This window comes from Chryseobacterium sp. BLS98 (assembly GCF_001045445.1).
In the GTDB taxonomy this organism is placed as follows: domain Bacteria; phylum Bacteroidota; class Bacteroidia; order Flavobacteriales; family Weeksellaceae; genus Chryseobacterium.
In genome coordinates, this window is the sequence record NZ_LFNF01000002.1 from 274,210 (window position 1) to 296,597 (window position 22,388).

Consider the following 22,388-nt stretch of genomic DNA (forward strand, 5'->3'; position numbering starts at 1 on the left):
CTAATAATTTAATTCGTGTATTCGTGGCCAATAATTATTTAAAAACAATAGAATTCGCCAGTTCTATTTCTTCCTGATTGATAGAATGCCCGAAATTTGCGTATACTTTTTCCGTAACATCCGCATTCATCTCCTTTAAAATATTGGCAGTTGCATACACTCTTTCCACCGGAACGTGGAAATCCGGACTGCTGGTTCCCAGGAAAACCGGAGTTTGGGCAAAATCACCTTTATAATTCTCACGGTTGATTTTTTCACCGATAACTCCACCGATAATTGCTGCCGCTCCACCAAATCTCTGCGCATTTCTTGCCAAAAATTCCAATGTTAAACATGCCCCTTGTGAAAACCCGAAAAAGTAAATATTTTCAGCTTTTATTCCTGCATCCAAAGCAGTTTGAACAGTTTTCCCGACCGTTTCGAGAGCTGACGATAACCAGGGTTCGTTTTGCTCAACGGGAGCCATGAATGAAAAAGGATACCAGGTTCCATTAGTTGCCTGTGGCGCTAATAAAGCGTAATCTTTCACATTCAGATGTTGTGACAGGCTCAAAATATCCTGTGCGCTCCCACCTCTTCCGTGAATCATTATTAAAACTTTTTCAGCTTCGTTCAATGATTTCCCTCCTGTTTTTATATCTAAAATATGGCTCATTTTTATCTGTATTTTTCTGCTGGATAATTAAATTTTGGTAAAACTTCCACCAAATGTTCTCTTTTCTCTTCAAATTGTGACGGCAGACTCAAATGTTCCCCCAAAGATGCCAATTCTTCATCCACATCGAAGCCCGGGCCTGAAGTGGCAATTTCGAATAAAACACCGCCCGGTTCTTTGAAATACACAGATGTGAAGTACTTCCTGTCTTTTACTTCGGTATGCTGCAATCCGAATTTGTTTAATTTTTCAATCATTTCAAGCTGTGTCCCGGCATTCGGGGTGGCAAAAGCAACGTGATGAACTGTTCCTCTTCCTGCCAGACCTTTCAGAGCATTGGGAGTACAAAGCAGATCAACGTATTTCCCGGGTTTATTTTCCGTTCCGAACCTGAATCTGTCTGAGCTTTCAGCTATTAGCTGATGATCCATCTGGGTAGTTAATAAAGCTGCTGTCCTTTCGTAAGCATCCAGCCAGATTTCAACGTGGTGAATTCCTTTGATGGCATAATCTTTCGGGATAAACCCATTGTAATAACCTTTTCTGTCATCTTTATCATTGAAGACCAGTTCGAGACCCAATCCGTCAAAATCTTCCAGATACATAAAAACTTCACCGGAAAACCTCTGCTGAGGCTGCTTAAACGGAATATTAAACTGTTCCAGACGGTTCGTCCAGTAGTCCAAGGCATCGATGGACAGTGAAAAAGCAGTTGTATTCAGCATTCCTTTGCCATGTCTTCCGTTCACCAGACCTTTACCGTAAGGAAAAGTGGTCATAATGGTTCCGGGCGTTCCGAATTCGTCCCCGAAATAAAAATGATAAACATCGGAATAATCAAAATTGACGGTTGTTTTTACCAGCCGAAGCCCTAAAACTCCGGTATAAAAGTCTATATTTTCCTGGGTGTCGCCTGTAACGGCGGTAACGTGGTGAAGTCCTGTGATGAGTGACATAGTTGTTGGGGTTTCGGGTTTAATGTTTCGGGTTTTGGGTTAAAGTTAAGTTGGTCGGATTAATCTTCTTTTAACCAGACATCGTTGTATTCTTCGGGGTGACGTTTGAATTGGGCATGAACGTAAGGACACAGCGGTGCGATCTTCAAACCGTTCTCCCTGGCATATGCTACCAGCTGGTTGAGTAATAATTTGGCAAAACCATTTCCTGCATATTCATCATCAACTTCGGTGTGATAAACGGTTAGCTTGTTACCCATTACCGAAATATCCATTTTGCCGATTTTTTTATCATCTGAGAAAAGCTGAATCTCTCCTCTTACATTTCCTAAAACTACTTTTGTTGTTTCCATTTGCTTATTGTTTATTGCTAAAATATTATTTTTCTAAAAGCTGAGGGATGACCTATGATAACTTCGGTAAGGCTTCTTCTATTCTTTCACGCAATCCTTCGTGCTGTTTTGGCAGCTTTAAGTTTGTTCCTAACTCATTTAAAGGTTCGTCTACTGTGAATCCGGGGTTGTCTGTTGCAATTTCAAATAAAACACCGCCCGGCTCACGGAAATAAAGGGAATAAAAATAATCTCTGTCGATTTTAGGAGTGATGCTTAATCCTGCAGACAGTACTTTTTCACGGAATTCCATTAAAACATTGTCATCTTTTACCCTGAATGCCACGTGATGGTTGGTTCCTGCCGCATTTCTTCCTGCTAAAATCTTATCGTTTTCGATGATATCCACAAGATTGGCTGTTTCAATGGCATCTGTGGCAAAACGGTATCTTTCGCCTTCGTGCTTCTGTAAAGCGTATCCGAAAATATCCGTTAAAACTTTAATGGTAGGATCTGCTTTTTTCAGGGTTAAAGTGATGTTGTGGAATCCTTTTAAAGCATTTTCGTCCTTAATATCATCGGTTGTCCAGACTTTTCTGTCATCCGGTGTTGAAGATTCAATGAACTGTAGCTGCAAGCCATCCGGATCGTTGAATGAAATCAGTTTTTCGCCGAAAATTTCACCTTCTTCAACTGTAACATTGAATTGGGCCAACCTGTTTTTCCAGAATTCCAAGCTTCCTTCTGGAACTGAATATCCAATGTGAGTGGCCAAACCGGAACCGTTAGTTCCCTTACCAATTCCCTCCCATGGAAAGAAAGTCAGGATCGTTCCCGGAGTTCCTTCTTCGTTTCCGAAATAAAAGTGATAGGTTCCCGGATCATCAAAGTTGACAGTTTTCTTTACCAATCTTACACCTAAAACCTGGGTATAAAAATCTAAATTTCTTTTTGCGTTGTCTGCAATTGCTGTAATATGGTGCAGTCCTAATATTCTATTTTCCATTTTTGCTGATTGTTTAATTTTTATATGACAAATGTATGGCGACAGGAAATGCTGCACATTTAACTAGTTTAATAAATTACACTTTGGGCGGTTTTGTTTTTTAAACTCAGAATAATATTGAAGTATCATTTGTGAAATGATATTAGAATAATGGAAGGGTTCCTATATATAATGAATCTCCTTTATCTTTATATAGTATCTATTCAATTTTCATTATAACGAATCTTTCACAACCTTATTTAAAAGACTTTTCGACAAATTCAGAATGAAAAAGTAAAGGCTAAAACAAATAAAGAACAGAAAAGTGAAGACTCTTATTAAGCTTTAGGAGCATAATTCTATATTTTTCATTTTTTTTTCATCAAAATGAACGGAAATTAATCTAGTTTAATTTCTATAAAAGAAATCCTTACTAAATTTGCTAAAGAATTAAGAACAAAACCAAACAAATATTAACAACAACTTAAAAAAAGTAAATTATGAGCACATTAAAACTAAAAGACGGAACAGAAATTTTTTATAAAGATCAGGGAGAAGGACCTGTACTGATGTTTCACCACGGATGGCCATTGTCATCAGACGATTGGGATGCACAGGTAATTTTCTTCCTTCAGAGAGGATACAGAGTGGTAACGCATGACAGAAGAGGCCACGGCCGTTCCAGCCAGAATATTTACAATCATACGATTGAGCAGTACGCTTCTGATGCGGCTGAGCTGGTAGAATTCCTGGATTTGAAGGACGTAGTTCACATTGGCCACTCTACAGGTGGTGGTGAAGTGATCCGTTATGTCAATAAATATTCTAACGGAAGAGCGAAAAAAGCAGTTTTAATCAGTGCTGTTCCGCCAGTAATGGTAAAAAGCGAAAACAATCCTGATGGTGTTCCAATGGAGGTTTTCGACAATATCAGAGACCAAACCCTGAATAACAGAAACCAATTTTATATAGATCTTACAGTTCCTTTCTACGGATACAACAGAGAAGGTGCCGATGTTAAAGAAGGAATCCAGAGAAACTGGTGGAGACAGGGAATGATGGGTGGAATTGTTGCTCATTATGACGGTATCAAAGCCTTTTCTGAAACAGATTTCACGGAAGATCTGAAAGCCGTTGATATCCCGGTTCTTCTACTGCACGGAGAAGATGATCAGATTGTTCCGATTGAAAATTCGGCCATCAAATCTGCAAAATTACTGAAGAACGGTAAGCTGATTACGTATCCGGGGTTCCCTCACGGAATGCCGACTACGGAACACGCAACCATCAATAAAGATCTTTTGGAGTTTATCCAGTTATAACGAACTTATTATAGTATAGAAAAGGTGAATCTTGTGATTCGCCTTTTTTTATTTCCCGCAGATCTCACGGATTTACACAGATGCTTATGCTATACTTTATGGGTAAAATTATGAAGCAATCATTCGTGCAATCTGTGAAATCCGTGGGAAGAAATGAGAAAACCGCTGTTTTTTAAATCCCACAGATCCCACGTATTTACACAGATGTTTGTGCTATACATTATTCAGAGTAAGTATTTGAATTCAATTTTCAAAATAAAATCTTGCCATATGCCAAGAGGTAAAAAAAATTTAAAATATAAATTCGAGTCAATATATCGCCAATTAAACCTTAAGGCAATAATTAAATATTTTGCTTAAAATAGCTTAACATCCTTAAGGAAACTAAAAATAATCTATATGGAAAATTATAATAATACAGTACAACTGGATGCTCATCCGGAAAGCGTATTTGGCGCCCTGACCAATGGCATACCCTTTTGGTGGACAGAGATGTTTGAAGGTTCTTCCAATGAACAGGATAAATCTTTTACTATTCATTTCGGGGAACATATTTTTAAAAAGTTTAAAGTACAGGAACTGATTCCTGGTAAAAAAGCAGTATGGTACGTGGAAGATTCATTGTTGAATATTTCAGGATTAAAAAATCAAAAAGAATGGATCGGCACAACAATTATTTGGGAAATCACTGAGAACAGCGGTGGAACAGAATTACATCTTACCCATCTCGGATTGCATCCCGATACTGAATGTTACGAAATCTGCACAGACGGATGGAAACAATTTACTGCAAGCTTGAAATTATACCTGGAAACAGGCAGAGGCACCCCCTTTCTGAATCAAGAGCAGTCATCAACGGAAGTGGCATCATAGACGTTTAACGTCATATTTACAATATTCTTTTCATTTGTACAAAATCCAACAGAAAATGTTATAAAATAAGAAGCTAAAATATCAACGCTCAAACCCTTTAAATCGTTACATTAGCACCGAATTAAAATGCGTTGAGATTTCTATGAAAAATATGTTCTTCGTATTGCTTATTTCCATGGTACAACCTGTATTGGCACAAACTAAACTGGAAAAAGCAATTACCCGTCTTGAGAATTACGGACAAGAAAAAGTATACCTGCTTACCGATAAATCACAGTATGCAGCTGGTGACAAAATGTGGTTTAAAAGTTTTGTATTTGATGGGTATAACCGTTCTGCATTATCTACCACTCTATTTGTTGAACTGTACAATTCTGATAAAAAATTAATAGATTGGAAAACGGTACTCCTGACCAATGGTGAAGGAAGCGGAGATTTTCAACTGAAAGAAAACCTTCCCGAACAGGTGTATTTTGTAAGAGCTTATACGCCTTACATGACCAATTTTAACGAAGATTTTCAGGTGGTGAAAACCATTCCGGTGTACAATCCCCACTCCACAGAATCATTGGTAATTTCTAAGAACTCTGATTGGTCTGCAAAAGCCTTTCCGGAAGGCGGAACTTTCATTAACGGGGTTCCTTCGAAATTTGCCGTAAGATTATCTAGCAATACTTCCCTGCCGGAAAACTGGTCCGGAAAAGTAATAGATACCCAAAATCCCAATGTCCCTGTTACTACATTTAAATCTTTTGACAGAAATGTCGCCTCTTTTAAAATAACTCCTGCTTCAGGAAAAAAATACCAGGTAATTATTCAGGACAATGCAGGAAAAAACCAGACTATAGATTTGCCACAGGTTGCAGACAGCGGCCTCAATTTACAGGTGTACAGCTCTAAAGAAGGCGTTAAATATACCCTAAAAGGCGTCAACCTGAAACAACAGCTTCAAAATTATAAAATTGTAGGAACCATTAATAATCACCTGGCCTATAAAGCCAATATCAATCAGTTAACCAACGAAGCTACAAGTCTTATTCCTACAAAAATAAGCAATGGAGCCAACGGTATTCTGCAATTAGCCATTTTTGATGAGCAAGACAATCTGGTTGCCAAAAGACTTTGCTTTATAAAACCCGGCAATTTAAAGATTGAGAAAGCAGAAATTGTAGGCCAGAACATAAAACAAACCCCAAGATCTTTTAACAGCATTGATCTTTCCCCGGAGTCTTATTTTAAAAATTATACCGTTCTGGTAAGTGAGGACGACGGTACCCAAAACCCGGAAGAAGAAAATATACTGAGCGCACTTTGGTTAACGGGAGATTTTACTGCAAAAATAGACAGCCCGGCGCAATATTTTTCTCAAAATGCCAATACTGAAGCTTTGGACGCACTCCTTATTTCTGAAAGCTGGCAGAGATTCGACTGGAATGCCTTACTTAGCGGGTCTGTGCCCACCATTAAAACGAATTCCCAACCCTATCTTTCTTACAAGGTAAAGCCCATTAAAAATGGCTCCATGCTGATCAACACCCCTGTAAACTTAGTCTTGAGATTAGGTAAAAATGAACCTTCCATTAATCAATTTATAACAGATCAAAACGGATATGCTTATTTAAATAACATTACCTATGATGAACCTCTCGATGTTTCATTGTTTGTGAATTCAGAAAATAATAAAGAATCCGGCACTGATAATTTATTCGTCACTGTAGAACCATTAGTAAATCCCGTATCATTTAACGGCAATTTCCCGGGGACAAAATATACATTAGTAAAAGCCGGTGAAAATAAAACCGTTTCTCCAACCATTTCCAGGGCTATCAACACTCAGAAAAACACAAAAAAAATCGAGAATGCTGATGTGCAGATTGAAGAAGTAAAACTGGTAGGAAAAAAGCAGGATCCCAAAGAAGAGCTGGACAAACAACTGTCCACAGGAATGTTTAGCTCTATGAATTCCACTATATTCGATTTCGTGAATGAAGACCAGCATGTTGCGGGATCCAATAATATATTCGACTGGCTACAGGGACGGGCGGCCGGTTTAACGTTTCAACGGAATAATTCAGGAGTTAATGTCCCTTATATCCGCAATCAGCAGGCTAAGCTGTATTTAGATGAAATACCTACCGATCCTTCAATGATTGCCAACCTTCCTGTCAGCAATATCGCTATGGTAAAAATTCTTAAAGGAGCCGGATTAATTGGTGATGCAGTACTCATCTATACCATGAAAGGGAATATGAAATCTAAAAGCAATGAAAAAGAAGCGCAGAAAAACAATTCATCTGTCATAAAAGGATATGATAAACCTTCGGAATTTCCTATCGAAATGCTGGATAATGATGATCCTGCAAAGAAAATTGAAAACGATACCCGGGAAACCCTTTACTGGAATCCCAATTTATTCGACAGCGATTATGTTCCTCCAAGAATTAAATTCTTTAATAACGACAGCGCCAAACAGTACAAAGTGCTGATCATAAGCTTTGATGAAGACGACAATCTTCTTTATGATCAGAAAATCTTTAAATAATAACGTTCTCCGGATTCAAAAGCCTTTCAGTTTTTCTGAAAGGCTTTTTGTTTATTTCAATTCAACATTTTAAGCAGTTTATTTTTTATTGTCTTTTTTAAGGTTTTTGGAAAGAATTTTTTGGAATTCTGAATGAGAACCGTCGAGCGGACCGTTTTTTTAACGCAAAGGTTTTATAATACTCTTTTGATTTTAAGGAAAGCAAAGGATAGCGTTTCACCGCTGATGAAGCGGATAGATAAAACGCCTGCTTCATCGAATCAATCCTCGATTGATTCCTTCTTTGCTTCCTAAACTATGCATTATTAAAAATAAGCCTTTGCGTTAATAAAATTCTATTCGTTCGCTGCATGTATTATTTCCCTTTCCTCTCAAGAATAAGGTGGGCTGCATCCAGCATTTTCAGCAGGTGGATGTACGGGCTTACGATATTTCTTTCCGGCAGATGGTCGTAGGCTCCCAGTGAGAAATAAACCATCCCGGACATAAAATAATCGAATTCCTGTATGCTGTACTCTTTGAATGCTTTCCTGAATACCAGCAGCGGATTTTGGTATTCCTTCTCCGAAAGCAGGCCGAGAACCAATGGAGAAGCACTTTCCAGCTGAGTATCTGCGATCCGTTTCTTTTCTTTCAGCATCATGAAGTAGCCTGCACGCACAAACGACCGCATAGACTGGTGAAACTGAAAGATAACGGCCGAATCTTCCTTTATCCATGTATTTCTTTTTACAGCGTAATTCATAATGCTGTTTAGCTGTTTTTTAGAGGATGCCAGATCGTTGAACCGGAAAAACGTTTCCATCAGTTGTAGCCCGGAGCGCTTCCTGCCGCCTTCCCAAAGCCGGGGCTCAAAATGTATTCTTGTTTTTTTCATGCGTTTGTATTTGTAATGAATGATTTTATAATATCTGTTTCTGTGGCCATAAGAAGGAAGTCCGCCTGAACTTCCTTCCCGTACAGGCCAGAAAAAATATGATAATATTTGTGTTCCCGTGAAAGCCCTGAAGCCGCAATGGATTGTACACTCCATTGTACCCTATCATGATACTTTATATGGTGAAGCGGCTTAGAAAAAGATTGTAGAAAACAGAACGGCATGAAAATAAAACGGCATGGGACTCTACAATATCCGCTCTGAGGTACTGGTATACCTTACGTACAGATAAGAGAGCCCACGCCTAGGTCGTGAGCTTCTAGCTTATCATCTCGTACGCTTAAAATTACCAGTTTTCAGAGCGAGATTCTAAGCAATAGCTTCTAATATTCTTTGAAGTATCGCAAAGCTACTTTTATTGTAACTTATTTTGCAAATATAAAATAATTTTTCAAATATGTACTATAGTACATAATATTTTTTGATGTTTTTCATTCACTTTGACTTATGAATGAATCATTAGACGAAATAGAAAGATTTGTTATAAAACGTATAAAAGAAATACGCGAAACAAAAGGTATTACCCAAGAAGAGTTATCTCTTTCGATTGGTAAGAATATTGGATTCATTTCACAAATAGAGGCACCTTCTAAAAAAGCTAAATATAACTTAATTCACTTAAATTTAATTGCAATAGCATTAGGTTGTTCAATTAAGGATTTCATACCTGATGAACCAATTAAAGAAAAGAAATACGATATTAAAGAAATTAAAACAAAAAAATCCTGACGAAAGTTGGGATTTTTTATGTCGAAATTCCGTGAAAATACGGATACAAAAATTTATGATGATTTTTATTTTTGCTTTTTACAGCTTTCCGTAAAAAGCAAATTATATTGATTTATATATTTGTTATAGATTATATTTTTATAAAATCAATTAGAAGCAGTTTTAAGCGACAGTTATAATTTTTAAGAAAGTAAGTTTTACATATTTAACCAAACTACGATATCTATCATGCAATGTTACTCTTGTGAGAATGAATTAACCGAAAAAAATTCAAGTAATGAACATATTTTATTAAATTCTATCGGTGGTAAACTAAAATCAAAAAGTTTATTATGCAAAAAATGTAATTCTGATTTCGGAAAAAATTTTGACAATATATTATCTCAACAACTTTTGTTTTTAAGTACATTTCTAAATGTCGAAAGAGATCGTGGTAGCCATCCTACTTTAAAAGGTGCTAAAACAAAAAATGATGAAGAAATTCATTTATTATCTGGTGGAAAGCCATATTATTCTAAACCTACCGTGGAAGAGATTACAAAAGACAATCAGGTCATAATAAATATAAAAGCAAGAAATGATCGAGAATTAAATCAAATTGCTAAAGGATTAAACAGAAAATATCCACAAATAGCAGTAGATGATATTATAAAAAACGCTGTGCATACATATGCTTATTTAAATGAACCTATTACCGTAAACCAGACTATAGGAGGTGAAAAAGCACTAAATGGGATCACTAAAATTGCATTAAATTATTTTATTTATGTACATACGGTTTTTACCGAAGTAAAGAAGACAATTGAAATACTTAAACATGAAAAAAAGAACTCTTTATGTAAACACTATCATATAGAAAAATTTTATAAAAAGGAACCTAAGGAGATTTGCCACCTGATTCACGTGGAATCCAGTAAAAGGAATAAAAATTTGGTTGCTTATGTAGAATTCTTTAGTTCATTTTCATTCTTAATCATGCTGTCTGATTCTTATGAAGGAAAGCCAATTAGGTCTACATATTGTTATGATGTAAATCACAAAAAAGAATTGAAAAAGGATATAAAAATAAATATAACAACAAAAGACTTTCAAGATCTACCGATAATTTCTCCACGATACTATAATTTGATAACAGAAAAAATGGATAGAATCGTAAAAATAGGAGTTGAAAAGCAACAAAGCAAAGAACTAAAAGAATTAATATCCCGATGCGTTGACGAGGTTTTTATAAAACGTTATGGACATGAAAAGCAAATTACTAAAGAAATGATAACAGAGGTTTCAAATCTTCTGTCAGTAGAATTTATAAAATTCTTTTATATCAAAAAATAAATTTTTATATTAAAACCTCTTACCACTATCGCACGAATCCTTTCGTGTGGTTTTTAATATTATAAATCAAACATCTAAAAACAAAAAAAAACCACCATCTTCAAAACAAACTCACAAAATATTCCATTTAATTCTCAGATTTGCCTTATGCAGTCAAATTAATAATTAATAAAAAACACCCTTTAGTTAGGGTGTTAGTTTTTTAAGAGCCAATTGGAACGCAAGAACATAAGCAGTCGTAAATACCCTGGTCTGGATCGCATACATATATCGATTCACATTTGAGATAGTATTTAGCTGGACACACAATTGGATTACCAGCACCCTTAATTGCTTTTAAATTTTCTCTTGAAAGTTTTTTGAATTTTTTCATGCTTAAATTTTAATTTGTTGAAGGCTAAATATACATAAATTCTTTATTGTGTGAATAATAAATTCCATACTCTCTGCTTCACAAAGTTTTTATTTTCTGCTGGAAAGTAAGGCTTACTTTTTCTATTCTCCAAAATCTCCTCAATAATAGTATCAAAACAAAAACTATCATCTTTCAAAAGAAAACACCAAATATTCCGTTTAATTCTTAAATTTGGCTCATGCGAAAGAATCTTTATTTCATCATTATATTATGTTCCCTTACCAGCTGCTATACTTATCAGGTAAAAAAGCCAGCGGATCCGGCAACCAACAATAAACAGTCTAAAGATAATGCTGCTATGGCTGGTAATAATACTGCCACAATGAAAAATGCAGCAGCCGAATCCCAAAACCCACAGCCAATGGCTACCCCGGTAAATGTTCAGGAGAAACTTGCCGCCGGTAAAAATGTGAAAATAGACGTGGACGGCAGGAGCTACAAAGTAATCGTTGATAAGTGGGAAAGCGACAGCCTGGTAGCCCACCCGGTTCATAATCCTAAAAAAATCTTGAAATTCCATAAGAACCAGATCAATAGTGAGAAAATTGCAGAAAAACGATTTTCACAGCCCATCGCTGATATCATTACGGTTGTGGCTTATGCAGCAATTGGTGTCGGAATCTATCTTCTTGTCCGTTAATTTTTTTAAATTTCCCGGAATATTAAAAACAACCAGCACCATTAATGATGCTGTTTTTATCTATAAAATATATACAGAGATTTTAGTTTAAAGTTGTATTTCCCTTTTGAACAAAATCATTCCACTGCTTGTCCAGATACGAAATGGCTTCCTTTTTCTGGTTTTTATTCAAAGAAGAATAATTAACAGAGTTAAAGACAAGCTTTTTAAGTGCTTTCACATCCAGCTCCCAATACATAAAAGCTACCCAGAAATCATAGCTGAGGCCGTCATAACCATACACTGATGGATCATCGCTGTTAATGGAGCACTGCACACCGTTGCTCAGCAAAACCCTTGCAGGATGGTTCCTCAGGTCGCTTACATAGCCTAAAACCTGGTTACTGATGGGGCTTACCTCAACCAGCTTATCCTGCTTCCTGACCTCTTCCATCGTGGCCGGGAAATAGATCAGGTTAAGGCCATGCCCTATCCGCCGGTTATTCAGTAAAGCAACATCAAGAATATTCTTATTAAAGATAGAATTGCTTTCGCCGGCATGAAGGAAAAGCGGCATTTCTACCCCATATTTTTTAGAAAGTTCATTCAGCTTCATCCAGTCTTTCTGAAAGGAATAAATGCTGTTTCCGGCAGCCTCATCCGCCACAAGATCAAAACCCGAAATCATGTCCGGGAATTCTTTTTTGAGCTCAAAAGCAGTTTCAAGCTGTTTTTCCACACTTTCCGGGTCCAGAAATTTAAAGCTGGAATAAATTAATTTTAAGCTGAATTCCGGATTCGTTTGGCGGACTTGCTTAAGAACGTCCTGTAGATCTGTAATGGAAGTTTTTAAAGGATATTTTCCATGCTGAAAATCGTAAAGCTCATCCAATATAAACCTGATCTCTACATGCTGTACATGATCTTTGGCCAGATCCTGAAAACCCTTCAGATAATATTCTTTGAAGAAAGGACGGTAAGGCAGCAGGAGATTGATGCGTTTGAAACGTTTCTCAAACTCCACCCAGTAATCCGTATAGGTACAGAGCTTATCCCTTTTTAAGGTAAGAAGATCCTGCAGTTGCTTTTCAAAACCGGGGTCCGAAGCCAGTTTCTTATCCAGACTCACAAATCCTTGCGGAACATTTTCTTTTGCAAAAAAAGCAAGCTGACCGAAAATATAGCGGTCATTATCCTTCTGATCGTAAACATAGCATTCCTGATATTTTCTTGCCGCCGAAATTACCCATTTCACATCTGCCAGCCCTCCGCTGTGACTGTGCAGCAATCCACCTTTCGGCATCATCCGGATGATTTTAAACAGGCTGCTGGTTTCAATCAGGGGTTTCAATTCATTAAAAGAGCTGTTGAACAGGGATACTTTTTTGGTTTCTGCTTCGGTAAGGACTTGTTTTCTCAGCTGAAATAATTTTTTATCCAATGCTATTTCCGCATCCGATAATTGTATATCTGCATCAAAAGCAAGAGCTTCATTCTTCTGCTCGGATAATTTCCAGTCCTGAGCATAGGTGGATTGTGCAGCCATTTTATTCTGACCGCCGAAAAAAGGAAATCCAAGGAGCAAAATATAAGTAAGATATCTTTTCATATTAATGTGGGAAGTTTTTGCATAGGTGATGCACTTATCATTAAAACAATTCTGCTGAAAAGTTTTAATAAATCTACAAAGTTAATGCATACCACGCAATTCTATCAAGATATTTCACAAACGGGCTCAAAAAAAGCATTGTAATGATACTATACAATGCTTTTTAAACTGATTATGAATAGAGCTGTCAGTTTTCCAGATGATTATTTTTCAAAAACTCCCCTATTTTGTTCCATTCAATCTGCCCGGCAATGGAATTGGAATTGGCATCAAAAACGTGTTCACCATAAGGAATTTCAACATACGAGACGGGAAGTTTCAATTCTGTGGCTTTTTTCACAAATGTTCTTGTAGCTTCTACATTCACAACGTGGTCTATTTCTCCGGCAATAATAAATGTAGGGGAAATGCCTTTGGAAAGCTGGTCTATTAAATTCAGCTGGGCATAGCGTTGTGGAAATTCGGAAGGTGAACCTCCGAGATATCTTCTTGCTGCGTATTTGAGGTCGATATTCTTTTTCTCATCTATTTTCTGCCAGAGTTCGGATAGGCTGACAGGCGGATAAATCGCAATAACTCCTGCCGGCAACGGAGGCTGTGGAGAATCGTAAGATTTGGCAAAACCCTGCCTCAATCCTAAATCTGCCTGCATCACCAAAGCTGCCCCTGCAGAACCGCCTACCAAAACTATTTTGTCCGGGTCAACATTGAATTTTTTTGAATTTTTCACCACGAATCCCATTGAAGTGACTACAGAATTAACAGCAGATTCCCAGTTGTGCCGGTCTTCTTTTCCTAAAGGATAATCAATGGAGAAAACGGTATACCCATGATCTTTAAACCAATTGGCAGCATAGCCAACCTGGGTCCTGTTTCCCTCGATAAAAGCACCGCCATGCACAAGGATAACGGGGATTGCAGGTACCGGAGATCTTTTTTCCGGCCGGAAAACATCTATATGCTGTTCTTCACCGTAAATAGTAAGATAAGAATAGGTTTCTGAAGGCTTTACCGGGGCTTGCTGGCTTTTTAAACCCTGAGAAAAGGAAACTTTGGTGTTGTATTTTTTAGCAGTAGAAAACAGCACAGCCGTAAAATAAATCTGGGCCAGAAAAAACAGCACTGAAAGAATTAAATTAACCCGAAGTAATTTCCGCCAATACTTTCCATATCTATAGAAAAAGAAACAGATACCTATCAATATCAAGCTCAAAACCACAAACTGGGAATTGAACTGCATGGTAAACGAACTGCTGTAACCGCTCAGATACATCGGCGTTTTCAGATACACTGAAATCATGGAAATAACCAGTAAAACCAGGATAATGAAGAGCAAAACGGCAAAAAACATATTGAAAAACTTTTTCATGATACTAAAATTTATAGGTTACCGTAAGATAAGCGGACGTGGGCGGAATGGCAATGGTGAAGTAAGGTGTATTATTCGCTACTGCTGTATTATATTCTGCCTGGGTAAAGTTTTCGAAGCCGGCAAGCTGCTGCTGAAGCGTTCCCGGCCTCTGATAACTCATCACACCATACTTATTAAACACATTATTTACATTGACCAGCATACTGATATTTTCATTTAGGTTATACCCTATTCCAAGATCAAACTGTGAAAATCCCGGAAGTTTATAAACATTGGTATTGCTTCCTTCTCTTTTACCCATATAGCTCCAGGTTACAAACCCGTATGCCTTCCCGATTTTCAGGTTGGGAGTGACGTGGGCCATAATTTTAGGAGTATAGGCAATCGTAGTTCCCGAATACGAGGAAACGGTATCATCCGAAGGGCCGGCATTTCCCAGATTCCATAAATATCCTTCTTTAACTTTCGGGTCCTGAAGGGTAAGCACAGCTCTGATATTGAAATTATCAGCCGGTTTTATATTGGTTTCCAATTCAATCCCAAAGGTTTCATTTTTATTGTACAGGGACGGTGTGGTATAAAATCCGCCTTTGCCGTCATCGGCCATAAAGCTGTACGGAATATTGCTCAGCAAACTGTAAAAAGGGGTTATGAAGGCATCAAAATAGGTAGTTTTAGTCTTAAATCCCATTTCCACCTGCTGTGTTTTTCTGGATTGCGGGTTTAGCAAATCTATGGTTTCCGGCCTGTTGGCTGCAAAAAACATATCAAGATCCGGAGATTTGCTGCCTTTAGAATATCTGGCATATACGGCTACATTATTATTAAACTTATAATTCACCGCCGCTGAATAGGAAAAGTTTTCCAGCTGCCTGCTATAGGCAACATTGGTAAGTTTCGTTAAAGCATTGTTATTGTACAGGGTAAAGATGTTACTATCCGTCCCTCCGTTTTTATCTGAAAACAGATACGTTCTTGTATTATCCCCTTTGATCCATACTTTTTCATACCGGATTCCCCAATCCAGGGTCAGGTGGTCTGTAATATCCCAGGTATGCCCGAAAAACACGGCTCCCTGCTGCTGTTTGGCTTTAAATTCAATCAAATCTCCTGTACTGCCCGCTGCCTGTGCAAAACCGTCAGCATTAGTCAGCTGGTAAACGCCCGGTTTTGTAAAATCCAAAGTAGTGAAACCCGTTAAGCTTACCGTAAGCATTCTCGGCCTGTTCTCCAGAGTTGTAAGCCCTATCCCGTTAATTCCGGAAAAGCGCCATACATCAGAATAACCGTAATATCCTCCAAATGAGAAATTCATACGGTCCCATTTTTTATTGATGGTCAGCTGATTCATGGATTCTTTCACTTTATTTTCATAAAAATTAAGCGCAGACATTGCAAATGAATTATTCTGGATCGATTGACCCGGAAGCTGGTTTTTAGTGATTTGGTAAACCGGCAGTCCACCGGCTCCCAGGGTAGAATTCACGCTCGCAAGTTCCTGTCCTGTAAGTGCATCTTTAAAGGAGTAAGTCCCGATTCCCAGTCCACCGACTAAGAAATAAGAGGTCATATCATCCAGCGAGGTAAGAAAAGAGTTGCCTACACTGTTCTGTACTACATCATTATCGGAATATTTGCTTGCGAAGAACAATTTCCAGTCATTTCCAAGGTTATGATCCCAGTTCAAACCTACAGAACGGTATTTATTGCTTACCAAACGACCCGAATTATAATCTACATTACCTCCATGAATAAAATCCGGAGAATTGTACTGCAGCTCCGGAATAAGCATAGACGAACTGCTGTTGAACCCTTCTGCCGGTTCGGGAGACGTATAGTTTCTGGTAGGAATCAGCTGGGCATAGCCATTTCTGTCATCCAGATATTTAAGGAAAACCTTAAGACTTCCCTTATTGTATTTTTTTACAATATTTGCTTTTACCTGGCCCCCGTTGTTAAACGGATAGCCTGCATACCGGGCCCCTAAATCATACCGGTAAAAGCCGCCGACGTTAAAAAACCAGTTATTTCCCAAAGGTCCTCCAAAGTCGGCATCTATTCTGTGATACCCTGAGTTATTAGCTCCCTGGATTCCATATTTCGCACGGATTTCCCCTTCGAATTTACTGCCTCCTGTTTTGGAAATATAATTGAAAATTCCTCCCGGTGCGTTGGCAGCCGTAATAGAGGCAGGTCCTCCTCTTACCGCATCAATCTGGGAAATCGTGGCATCTGCTCTCAGGAAAAAGTCCGGGCCATAATTATAATAAGTGGTATTGGTGACAGGCAAACCGTCTTCCTGCATCGATATGTATTCATAAGCGAACGTACCGTCTGCAGAACCAGCACTGATTCCTCTTGAGCTTACATTGTTCCGGATTTCTCCCAATGATGAGTTCACGTATACACCCGGAACGTTTTTCAGCAGATCTGCGGCACTTACAGGGACCTGCTTCTCAATGACCTCGCTTTTCAGAACAGAGATGGCCACAGGAGCATTCATCCTTGTTCTTTTATCGAATACCCCGGTCACGATTACTTCATCGATATCTTTTGCTTTCGCTGTATCAGCTTCTTTTTTCTGGGCCAGCAGATTTGAGGAGGCGGTCAGAAAAAGTATGGCTACAGTTATTTTTGTATTTAAAAATCTAGTCTTCATATGTTGAGCAGTTAATTTGTACCATATTTTTTAAGCCATTCCGCCACGTTGGTGAATACGGTCTGTTCATCTCCGGGTAATTTCGTAATAAGATGTCCCGCTCCGGGAATTACTAACAACTTGTAAGGGGTACCTTTCGCTTTCAGGGCATTTTCCAGGATATAGGCCTGCTGAATGGGAACCACCTCATCTTTATCCCCATGAATGATCATAATGGGAATCTGGTTTACAAATTTTACAGGGCTGGTTTTGGCATAGGCATCAGGAATCTTATCTCCCGGGCTCCAGGCCATTTTGTTTCCTGACATTTTATCCAGGACTTCCAGAAGGTTTGCTGCTTTTACATACTGCAAAGTCGGAACATCTGTAAAGTCTACGGGACCGCACATTTCTATAATTGTCTTGATCTGAGGATTCTTTGTATAGGCATACATCATTGAAACATGCGCTCCCGAGCTTCCCCCGGAAATTGAAAAGCCATTTTTCCTCGTGTTCCATTCTTTGGAGTGGGAAGAAAGATACTTTACAACATTATCAATATCGTCCAGAAGCTCCGGAAGATGGGTGTCCGTGAGATTGGCATACCGATAATTCAGGTTGGCCACTGCAATTCCCTGTGAAAGAAGGTATTCGGATATTTTAGTATCATAGGTTTTGTCGCCCTGCGTCCACGCTCCTCCGTGGATATAAACAAGAAATGCGGTTTTCGGGCTTCTGTCGGCAGGAAGATAAACATCCATCACGTTCCTTTCGTGTGAGCCATATCGTATGTTGCTAAGTTTTTCTTGTTTCTGGTTTACGGAGAGCGTTTGGGTGTTTCCGCTATTTTGGGTTGAGCAGCTTGCTGCCAATAATCCAATGGACAGTACTGCAATTTTAAAATAATTCATTTCAGCTGGTTTTTAAATTTTTTTTAAGTATTTTTCCTGTTGCGCTTAAAGGCAACTCATCAATAAATTCTATAATCCGGGGATATTTGTATTGGGCAATTCTTTCTTTTGTCCATCGCTTTATATCTTCCTCAGAGGCCTGACTTTCTTTTTTCTTTACGACAAAGGCCTTTATTTCTTCACCCAGTTTTTCATCAGCGATTCCGATAATGGCAACCATGGAAATATCGGGATTCCTCATCATCAGTTCCTCTACTTCACGCGGATAGACATTCATTCCGCCTCTGATAATCATTTCCTTTTTACGGTCTACGATAAAGAAAAAACCGTCTTCGTCTTTTACCGCGATATCTCCGGAAAACATCCATCCGTTTTTCAGGACTTCCCGGGTTTCTTTTTCCTTTTTATAATAGGATTTCATTACGTTGGGACCCCGGAAGATGAGTTCGCCTTTTTCCCCTGTCGGGAGCTCGTTACCGTCATCATCCACAATCTTTACCTCAACTCCCCAGATCGGGGTTCCGATGGAACCGGGCTTCCGGCCTATCTGCAGCTGGTTGAAGGTTACCACAGGAGCACCTTCGGACATTCCATATCCTTCGATAATGGGAACATCGAAACGGCTTTCAAATTCATCGATTATTTTTACTGGGAGAGATGCTCCGCCGGAAACACAGATTCTCAGATTTTTAATACTTTTAGTGTTTTCTTCAGTGTTTTTCTCATTCAGAAGAGCCCAGTACATGGAAGGAACACCGGCAAAAATGCGGATATCAAAACGGATAATGAGCTGATAAACTGCCTGGGCATCGAATTTCGGCATCAGGATAAGATGGAGTGATCTCCGGATTCCTGCCAGCATCATCACCGTTAAGCCAAAAATGTGAAATAAAGGTAAAACAACAAGCTGGGCTTCAAATTCGGTAGACGCGATTATGGATGTGCTTGCTTCTGAATTGGTAAAGAGATTAATATGGGAAAGCTCGGCTCCTTTCGGTTTTCCGGTAGTTCCCGAGGTGTAAATGATAACAGCCGTATCTTCTGATGAGGTAATATAGGATTCAAATTTCGTTTCTTCGTTTTTAATTAAATCATCAAAACTCTCCACCTCTTCAGCGAGATTTCCTATACTGATAAAATCTTTGCATGAGCTGCTTTTATCAAAACCTTCTTTTCCGAACTTTCCTACAGGCATTTCCGGGGTTCCTGCAAAGCACAGAAACATTTTACTGTCGGAATCGGTCAATTGGTAAGCAATTTCGTCAGGTTTAAGAAAAATACTAAACGGAACAACAGCTGCCCCGGTTTTTAATATTCCGAAAAAAATAACCGGGAATTGCAGAATATTAGGACATAGCAAAGCTACCTTATCACCATAGCCAATTCCTCTTTTTGTAAAAGCATTGGCCGCCTGGCAAACTTTTTCATGAAAAATTTTATAATTGATTGTGGTTTCTCCGAGGCTTAAGACTGCCTTTTCAGGATTCCTCCTTGCGCTTTCTTCCACTAAAATTGATAAGTTGAGCATAGTTTTGTTCACATTAGGTTAATATTAGTATAGAAAGTGCCTTAGTTAAAGGAAATTTCATATGAACTAATCTTAACTCCAAATTAATCATATGCTGAACAGGTACTGATACGAAAAGGAAATTCCGTGATACGAAAAAGAAATTTTTTCAAGGTGTATAAAAATACAAACCTCTGTAAATAAGCATGCAATCAATATTTACAGCTTTTCATTCAAAAGTGTTTAAGTTTTAAACCACTCTTCAGGACCAGCTTGTCATGTATAGTCTTTAAGAAAATGAAAACTCATATAAAAGGAGCTACAAAAATGAAGGTTCCTGCTTCCAACTCTTTGTAATCAGGCTTTTTTGACTATATTTAAAAGTAAAATCCAAAGGTTATTTGAAGAGGTTTAATTTAAAACAAAACTGCAATAATGAAGATTATTTTACGATTTTTATGCTTAATTCAAGGGCTATTTCTATTCGGACAACAGTCAGAACCTATAAACTCCGATACTATTCCCACTTATTTCGAGGAGATTCAAAATGCAGCTCAAAAAGGGTTTAAATTGTGGAACAAAAATTTATATGGAAGTATCCTTTTGGTTGATCCTAAAACACAGCAGGTTTATAGCAACGAGCCTAATGCAGATAACAGCTTACAACTTCAAAATAAAATCTACACCGGTCAATTACCGGATAGTATGAATATTGCCAACACTTCTGTTCAATGGAGCGGCAAAAACTGGGCAATGATCATGCTTCCTTTACCCGAAAATCACTATGAAAGGGTCAATTTACTGGCTCACGAACTCTTCCACAGGACGCAGCCTTCTCTGGGATTCGTCCAAAGCAATAAGGAAAGTAATCATTTAGACCAGAAAGATGGGAGAATATATCTTCGATTAGAACTGGAGGCTCTGAAAAAAGCCATCAATTCTGACTCAGAGAAAGAAAGGAAAATACATCTAGCTAACGCCTTCATTTTCAGGAAATACAGAAATACTCTTTTTCCAAACTCTGCAACATTTGAAAACCAACTGGAACTTAATGAGGGAATTGCCGAATATACCGGTTTTATTATCAGTGGCAGAAATAATGATCAGGCTAAAAAACATTTAATCAGTTCTATTGATACCTTCTTTTCAAATCCTACCTATGTAAGATCCTTTGCCTATCATACCGTTCCTGTTTATGGATATTTATTGAGCTTGAAGAATAATTTCTGGAATCAGGAGGTTTCAGCCAATACAAATATTACCGACTTTTTTATTAAAAAGTTTGACATTAATATCCCTGTCAATTTGAAAGGTGCTGCTGAAAAAAACTCTAATCGTTATAACGGAATTCAAATTTTGAAAGAAGAGCAGGTCAGGGAAAATAAAATCAAAAAACAAATTATTGAATATCAATCCAAATTTATTGAGCAACCTCACCTGGAGATCAATTTTGAGAAAATGAATGTTTCTTTCGATCCCAGAAATATTTTACCCATTGCTGATAAAGGAATTGTTTATCCTAATATCAGGGTTACTGACAACTGGGGCATCCTTGAAGTAAAGAATGGAGCACTAATGAGCCCTGATTGGAGCAAGATATCTGTAAGCATACCCACAAAAACTGAAGAGCAAAAAGTTGAAGGAGATGGCTGGACACTCCTGTTAAAAGATAGATATACTATAAAGAAAGACGAAAAAACGAATAATTACAGAATCATCAAAAAATAAGAAAATTACCCGGAACTTTTACTGACGTTCTCCGGAAGGAAATTTTCCGAAATGACGGAGATAAAGCTGGGAAAAGTGCCCCCGGTTGTTATACCCGATAAAATCACTGATCTCTCCTACCGACTTTTCGGTTTCCAGAAGCAGGGCTCTGGCTGTTTCCATTCTGATTTTGATAATATACTGATGGATCGGCAATCGGGTATAATCCTTAAACCCTTTTTTCAGATCACTGCTGTTGAGTCCGCAATACCGGCTGATTTCCCTGATGGCAAGACTCTGGAACGCATTGGTATCCACAAAATCTTTGGCCAGCTTTATTTTGTCTTCAAATGCCTTTTTATGCTCAAATGTTTTTTCATCAGACAGGAGGTAGTGAATCCAGTAGCTTAAAAACTCCAGAATCCGGCTTTCAAGAATAATACTGCAGGAAGCATCATCAAACGGGGTATCGAAAATGGTTTTGAGTTTTTCCTGGCTCAGGTAATTGCGCTGTGCATTTTCCAGCTTTTCTTTCAGGAACCCGTTATCTTTTGAAAACATGCTTTTTGGCACAAAAATCCTTACACCATCGATACTGGTAGTATTGTGTTCAAATTTTTTTTCGTCATTAATAAAATTACTGCTGATCTTCCCTTCTTTATTGATCCTGAAATCCATCATGCCATTATCCCCTACTTTATGCGGGGAATGGAAGATGGTTTCTTCATGAAAGTTCCATTTCCCCCTGAAAAAATGAAAATTCTTTCTACTGAAAAGAATCAGCTTCCCGTTTCCCAAGTCCTCCGGCATTTCCAGAACGGTAGAGTTCAGAAAATCTGTATCACAAAATCTGTAATCCTGGATCAGACCCTGTTTAAAACCATCTGATTCCAGATAAGGAAGGAGTAATTCCATAAAACGGTAATTTATTGAGTGTAAGTTAATAA

At 38.1% G+C, this 22,388-nt stretch carries 19 protein-coding genes; 7 read left to right on the forward strand and 12 right to left on the reverse strand.

What is annotated here, in order from left to right; translation table 11 throughout:
- Positions 1–34: 34 nt before the first annotated feature.
- From ACM40_RS06180 to ACM40_RS06195, 4 genes are read right to left on the reverse strand one after another with little or no spacing between them, the layout of a single operon-like run.
- On the reverse strand, positions 35–655 hold the full coding sequence (locus ACM40_RS06180; protein ID WP_048501964.1) for an alpha/beta hydrolase: 621 nt from the start codon (positions 653–655) through the stop codon (positions 35–37).
- A gap of 2 nt (positions 656–657) precedes the next feature.
- On the reverse strand, positions 658–1,611 hold the full coding sequence (locus ACM40_RS06185; RefSeq protein ID WP_048501965.1) for a VOC family protein: 954 nt from the start codon (positions 1,609–1,611) through the stop codon (positions 658–660).
- 59 nt (positions 1,612–1,670) lie between these two features.
- A complete protein-coding gene (locus tag ACM40_RS06190; protein WP_048501966.1) occupies positions 1,671–1,964 on the reverse strand; it encodes a GNAT family N-acetyltransferase in 294 nt (97 codons plus the stop codon).
- 52 nt (positions 1,965–2,016) lie between these two features.
- Complete coding sequence (locus ACM40_RS06195; RefSeq protein ID WP_048501967.1) at positions 2,017–2,949, reverse strand: ring-cleaving dioxygenase; 933 nt, start codon at positions 2,947–2,949, stop codon at positions 2,017–2,019.
- A gap of 479 nt (positions 2,950–3,428) precedes the next feature.
- Here ACM40_RS06195 and ACM40_RS06200 point away from each other — a divergent pair, with 479 nt between their 5' ends.
- The 3 genes from ACM40_RS06200 to ACM40_RS06210 all read left to right on the forward strand — a co-directional run bounded on the left by ACM40_RS06200 (position 3,429) and on the right by ACM40_RS06210 (position 7,665).
- Entirely contained in the window at positions 3,429–4,250 is an 822-nt protein-coding gene (locus ACM40_RS06200; protein ID WP_048501968.1) for an alpha/beta fold hydrolase, read from the forward strand.
- Between the two features lie 399 nt (positions 4,251–4,649).
- The gene (locus ACM40_RS06205) at positions 4,650–5,123 is read left to right on the forward strand and encodes an SRPBCC family protein (protein ID WP_048501969.1); all 474 of its coding nucleotides are present in this window, start codon (positions 4,650–4,652) and stop codon (positions 5,121–5,123) included.
- Between the two features lie 142 nt (positions 5,124–5,265).
- Positions 5,266–7,665, forward strand: a complete 2,400-nt coding sequence (locus ACM40_RS06210) for a hypothetical protein (protein ID WP_048501970.1) — start codon at positions 5,266–5,268, stop codon at positions 7,663–7,665.
- Positions 7,666–8,020: 355 nt separating this feature from the next.
- On the opposite strand, the gene ACM40_RS06215 is transcribed toward ACM40_RS06210, so the two are convergent.
- Positions 8,021–8,698 carry a hypothetical protein gene (locus tag ACM40_RS06215; RefSeq protein ID WP_048501971.1) on the reverse strand — a complete coding sequence of 226 codons (678 nt, stop codon included), beginning with the start codon at positions 8,696–8,698 and terminating at the stop codon, positions 8,021–8,023.
- Between the two features lie 351 nt (positions 8,699–9,049).
- Here ACM40_RS06215 and ACM40_RS06220 point away from each other — a divergent pair, with 351 nt between their 5' ends.
- Both ACM40_RS06220 and ACM40_RS06225 read left to right on the forward strand, forming a co-directional pair.
- Positions 9,050–9,331 carry a helix-turn-helix domain-containing protein gene (locus ACM40_RS06220; protein WP_048501972.1) on the forward strand — a complete coding sequence of 94 codons (282 nt, stop codon included), beginning with the start codon at positions 9,050–9,052 and terminating at the stop codon, positions 9,329–9,331.
- A 228-nt stretch (positions 9,332–9,559) separates the two neighbouring features.
- On the forward strand, positions 9,560–10,663 hold the full coding sequence (locus tag ACM40_RS06225) for an HNH endonuclease (RefSeq protein WP_048501973.1): 1,104 nt from the start codon (positions 9,560–9,562) through the stop codon (positions 10,661–10,663).
- 202 nt (positions 10,664–10,865) lie between these two features.
- Here the strand turns inward: ACM40_RS06225 and ACM40_RS20895 are convergent, their stop codons facing one another.
- Positions 10,866–11,036 (reverse strand): bacteriocin-like protein, encoded by a 171-nt coding sequence (locus tag ACM40_RS20895; RefSeq protein ID WP_409515112.1) that lies wholly within the window; start codon positions 11,034–11,036, stop codon positions 10,866–10,868.
- A 220-nt stretch (positions 11,037–11,256) separates the two neighbouring features.
- Here ACM40_RS20895 and ACM40_RS06230 point away from each other — a divergent pair, with 220 nt between their 5' ends.
- On the forward strand, positions 11,257–11,718 hold the full coding sequence (locus tag ACM40_RS06230) for a hypothetical protein (protein WP_048501974.1): 462 nt from the start codon (positions 11,257–11,259) through the stop codon (positions 11,716–11,718).
- An 82-nt stretch (positions 11,719–11,800) separates the two neighbouring features.
- On the opposite strand, the gene ACM40_RS06235 is transcribed toward ACM40_RS06230, so the two are convergent.
- The 5 genes from ACM40_RS06235 to ACM40_RS06255 all read right to left on the reverse strand — a co-directional run bounded on the left by ACM40_RS06235 (position 11,801) and on the right by ACM40_RS06255 (position 19,755).
- Positions 11,801–13,306 (reverse strand): adenosine kinase, encoded by a 1,506-nt coding sequence (locus ACM40_RS06235; protein WP_048501975.1) that lies wholly within the window; start codon positions 13,304–13,306, stop codon positions 11,801–11,803.
- Positions 13,307–13,493: 187 nt separating this feature from the next.
- On the reverse strand, positions 13,494–14,675 hold the full coding sequence (locus tag ACM40_RS06240) for an alpha/beta hydrolase (RefSeq protein ID WP_048501976.1): 1,182 nt from the start codon (positions 14,673–14,675) through the stop codon (positions 13,494–13,496).
- 4 nt (positions 14,676–14,679) lie between these two features.
- Positions 14,680–17,337: a TonB-dependent receptor gene (locus ACM40_RS06245; protein WP_048501977.1), complete on the reverse strand. Its 2,658-nt coding sequence runs from the start codon at positions 17,335–17,337 to the stop codon at positions 14,680–14,682.
- Positions 17,338–17,348: 11 nt separating this feature from the next.
- Positions 17,349–18,227, reverse strand: a complete 879-nt coding sequence (locus ACM40_RS06250; RefSeq protein ID WP_048501978.1) for a prolyl oligopeptidase family serine peptidase — start codon at positions 18,225–18,227, stop codon at positions 17,349–17,351.
- Position 18,228: 1 nt separating this feature from the next.
- The gene (locus ACM40_RS06255) at positions 18,229–19,755 is read right to left on the reverse strand and encodes a long-chain-fatty-acid--CoA ligase (protein ID WP_048501979.1); all 1,527 of its coding nucleotides are present in this window, start codon (positions 19,753–19,755) and stop codon (positions 18,229–18,231) included.
- Between the two features lie 414 nt (positions 19,756–20,169).
- On the opposite strand from ACM40_RS06255, the gene ACM40_RS06260 reads away from it, so the two are divergent.
- The gene (locus ACM40_RS06260) at positions 20,170–21,462 is read left to right on the forward strand and encodes a hypothetical protein (RefSeq protein ID WP_083996800.1); all 1,293 of its coding nucleotides are present in this window, start codon (positions 20,170–20,172) and stop codon (positions 21,460–21,462) included.
- An 18-nt stretch (positions 21,463–21,480) separates the two neighbouring features.
- On the opposite strand, the gene ACM40_RS06265 is transcribed toward ACM40_RS06260, so the two are convergent.
- Positions 21,481–22,356, reverse strand: a complete 876-nt coding sequence (locus ACM40_RS06265) for a helix-turn-helix transcriptional regulator (protein ID WP_048501981.1) — start codon at positions 22,354–22,356, stop codon at positions 21,481–21,483.
- Positions 22,357–22,388 lie beyond the last annotated feature (32 nt).

Bases quoted from the DNA above. Each gene is read 5' to 3' on its own strand.
- ACM40_RS06180 (WP_048501964.1), bottom strand. From the start codon at position 655: ATGAGCCATATTTTAGATATAAAAACAGGAGGGAAATCATTGAACGAA.
- ACM40_RS06185 (WP_048501965.1), bottom strand. From the start codon at position 1,611: ATGTCACTCATCACAGGACTTCACCACGTTACCGCCGTTACAGGCGAC.
- ACM40_RS06190 (WP_048501966.1), bottom strand. From the start codon at position 1,964: ATGGAAACAACAAAAGTAGTTTTAGGAAATGTAAGAGGAGAGATTCAG.
- ACM40_RS06195 (WP_048501967.1), bottom strand. From the start codon at position 2,949: ATGGAAAATAGAATATTAGGACTGCACCATATTACAGCAATTGCAGAC.
- ACM40_RS06200 (WP_048501968.1), top strand. From the start codon at position 3,429: ATGAGCACATTAAAACTAAAAGACGGAACAGAAATTTTTTATAAAGAT.
- ACM40_RS06205 (WP_048501969.1), top strand. From the start codon at position 4,650: ATGGAAAATTATAATAATACAGTACAACTGGATGCTCATCCGGAAAGC.
- ACM40_RS06210 (WP_048501970.1), top strand. From the start codon at position 5,266: ATGAAAAATATGTTCTTCGTATTGCTTATTTCCATGGTACAACCTGTA.
- ACM40_RS06215 (WP_048501971.1), bottom strand. From the start codon at position 8,698: ATGGAGTGTACAATCCATTGCGGCTTCAGGGCTTTCACGGGAACACAA.
- ACM40_RS06220 (WP_048501972.1), top strand. From the start codon at position 9,050: ATGAATGAATCATTAGACGAAATAGAAAGATTTGTTATAAAACGTATA.
- ACM40_RS06225 (WP_048501973.1), top strand. From the start codon at position 9,560: ATGCAATGTTACTCTTGTGAGAATGAATTAACCGAAAAAAATTCAAGT.
- ACM40_RS20895 (WP_409515112.1), bottom strand. From the start codon at position 11,036: ATGAAAAAATTCAAAAAACTTTCAAGAGAAAATTTAAAAGCAATTAAG.
- ACM40_RS06230 (WP_048501974.1), top strand. From the start codon at position 11,257: ATGCGAAAGAATCTTTATTTCATCATTATATTATGTTCCCTTACCAGC.
- ACM40_RS06235 (WP_048501975.1), bottom strand. From the start codon at position 13,306: ATGAAAAGATATCTTACTTATATTTTGCTCCTTGGATTTCCTTTTTTC.
- ACM40_RS06240 (WP_048501976.1), bottom strand. From the start codon at position 14,675: ATGAAAAAGTTTTTCAATATGTTTTTTGCCGTTTTGCTCTTCATTATC.
- ACM40_RS06245 (WP_048501977.1), bottom strand. From the start codon at position 17,337: ATGAAGACTAGATTTTTAAATACAAAAATAACTGTAGCCATACTTTTT.
- ACM40_RS06250 (WP_048501978.1), bottom strand. From the start codon at position 18,227: ATGAATTATTTTAAAATTGCAGTACTGTCCATTGGATTATTGGCAGCA.
- ACM40_RS06255 (WP_048501979.1), bottom strand. From the start codon at position 19,755: ATGCTCAACTTATCAATTTTAGTGGAAGAAAGCGCAAGGAGGAATCCT.
- ACM40_RS06260 (WP_083996800.1), top strand. From the start codon at position 20,170: ATGAAGATTATTTTACGATTTTTATGCTTAATTCAAGGGCTATTTCTA.
- ACM40_RS06265 (WP_048501981.1), bottom strand. From the start codon at position 22,356: ATGGAATTACTCCTTCCTTATCTGGAATCAGATGGTTTTAAACAGGGT.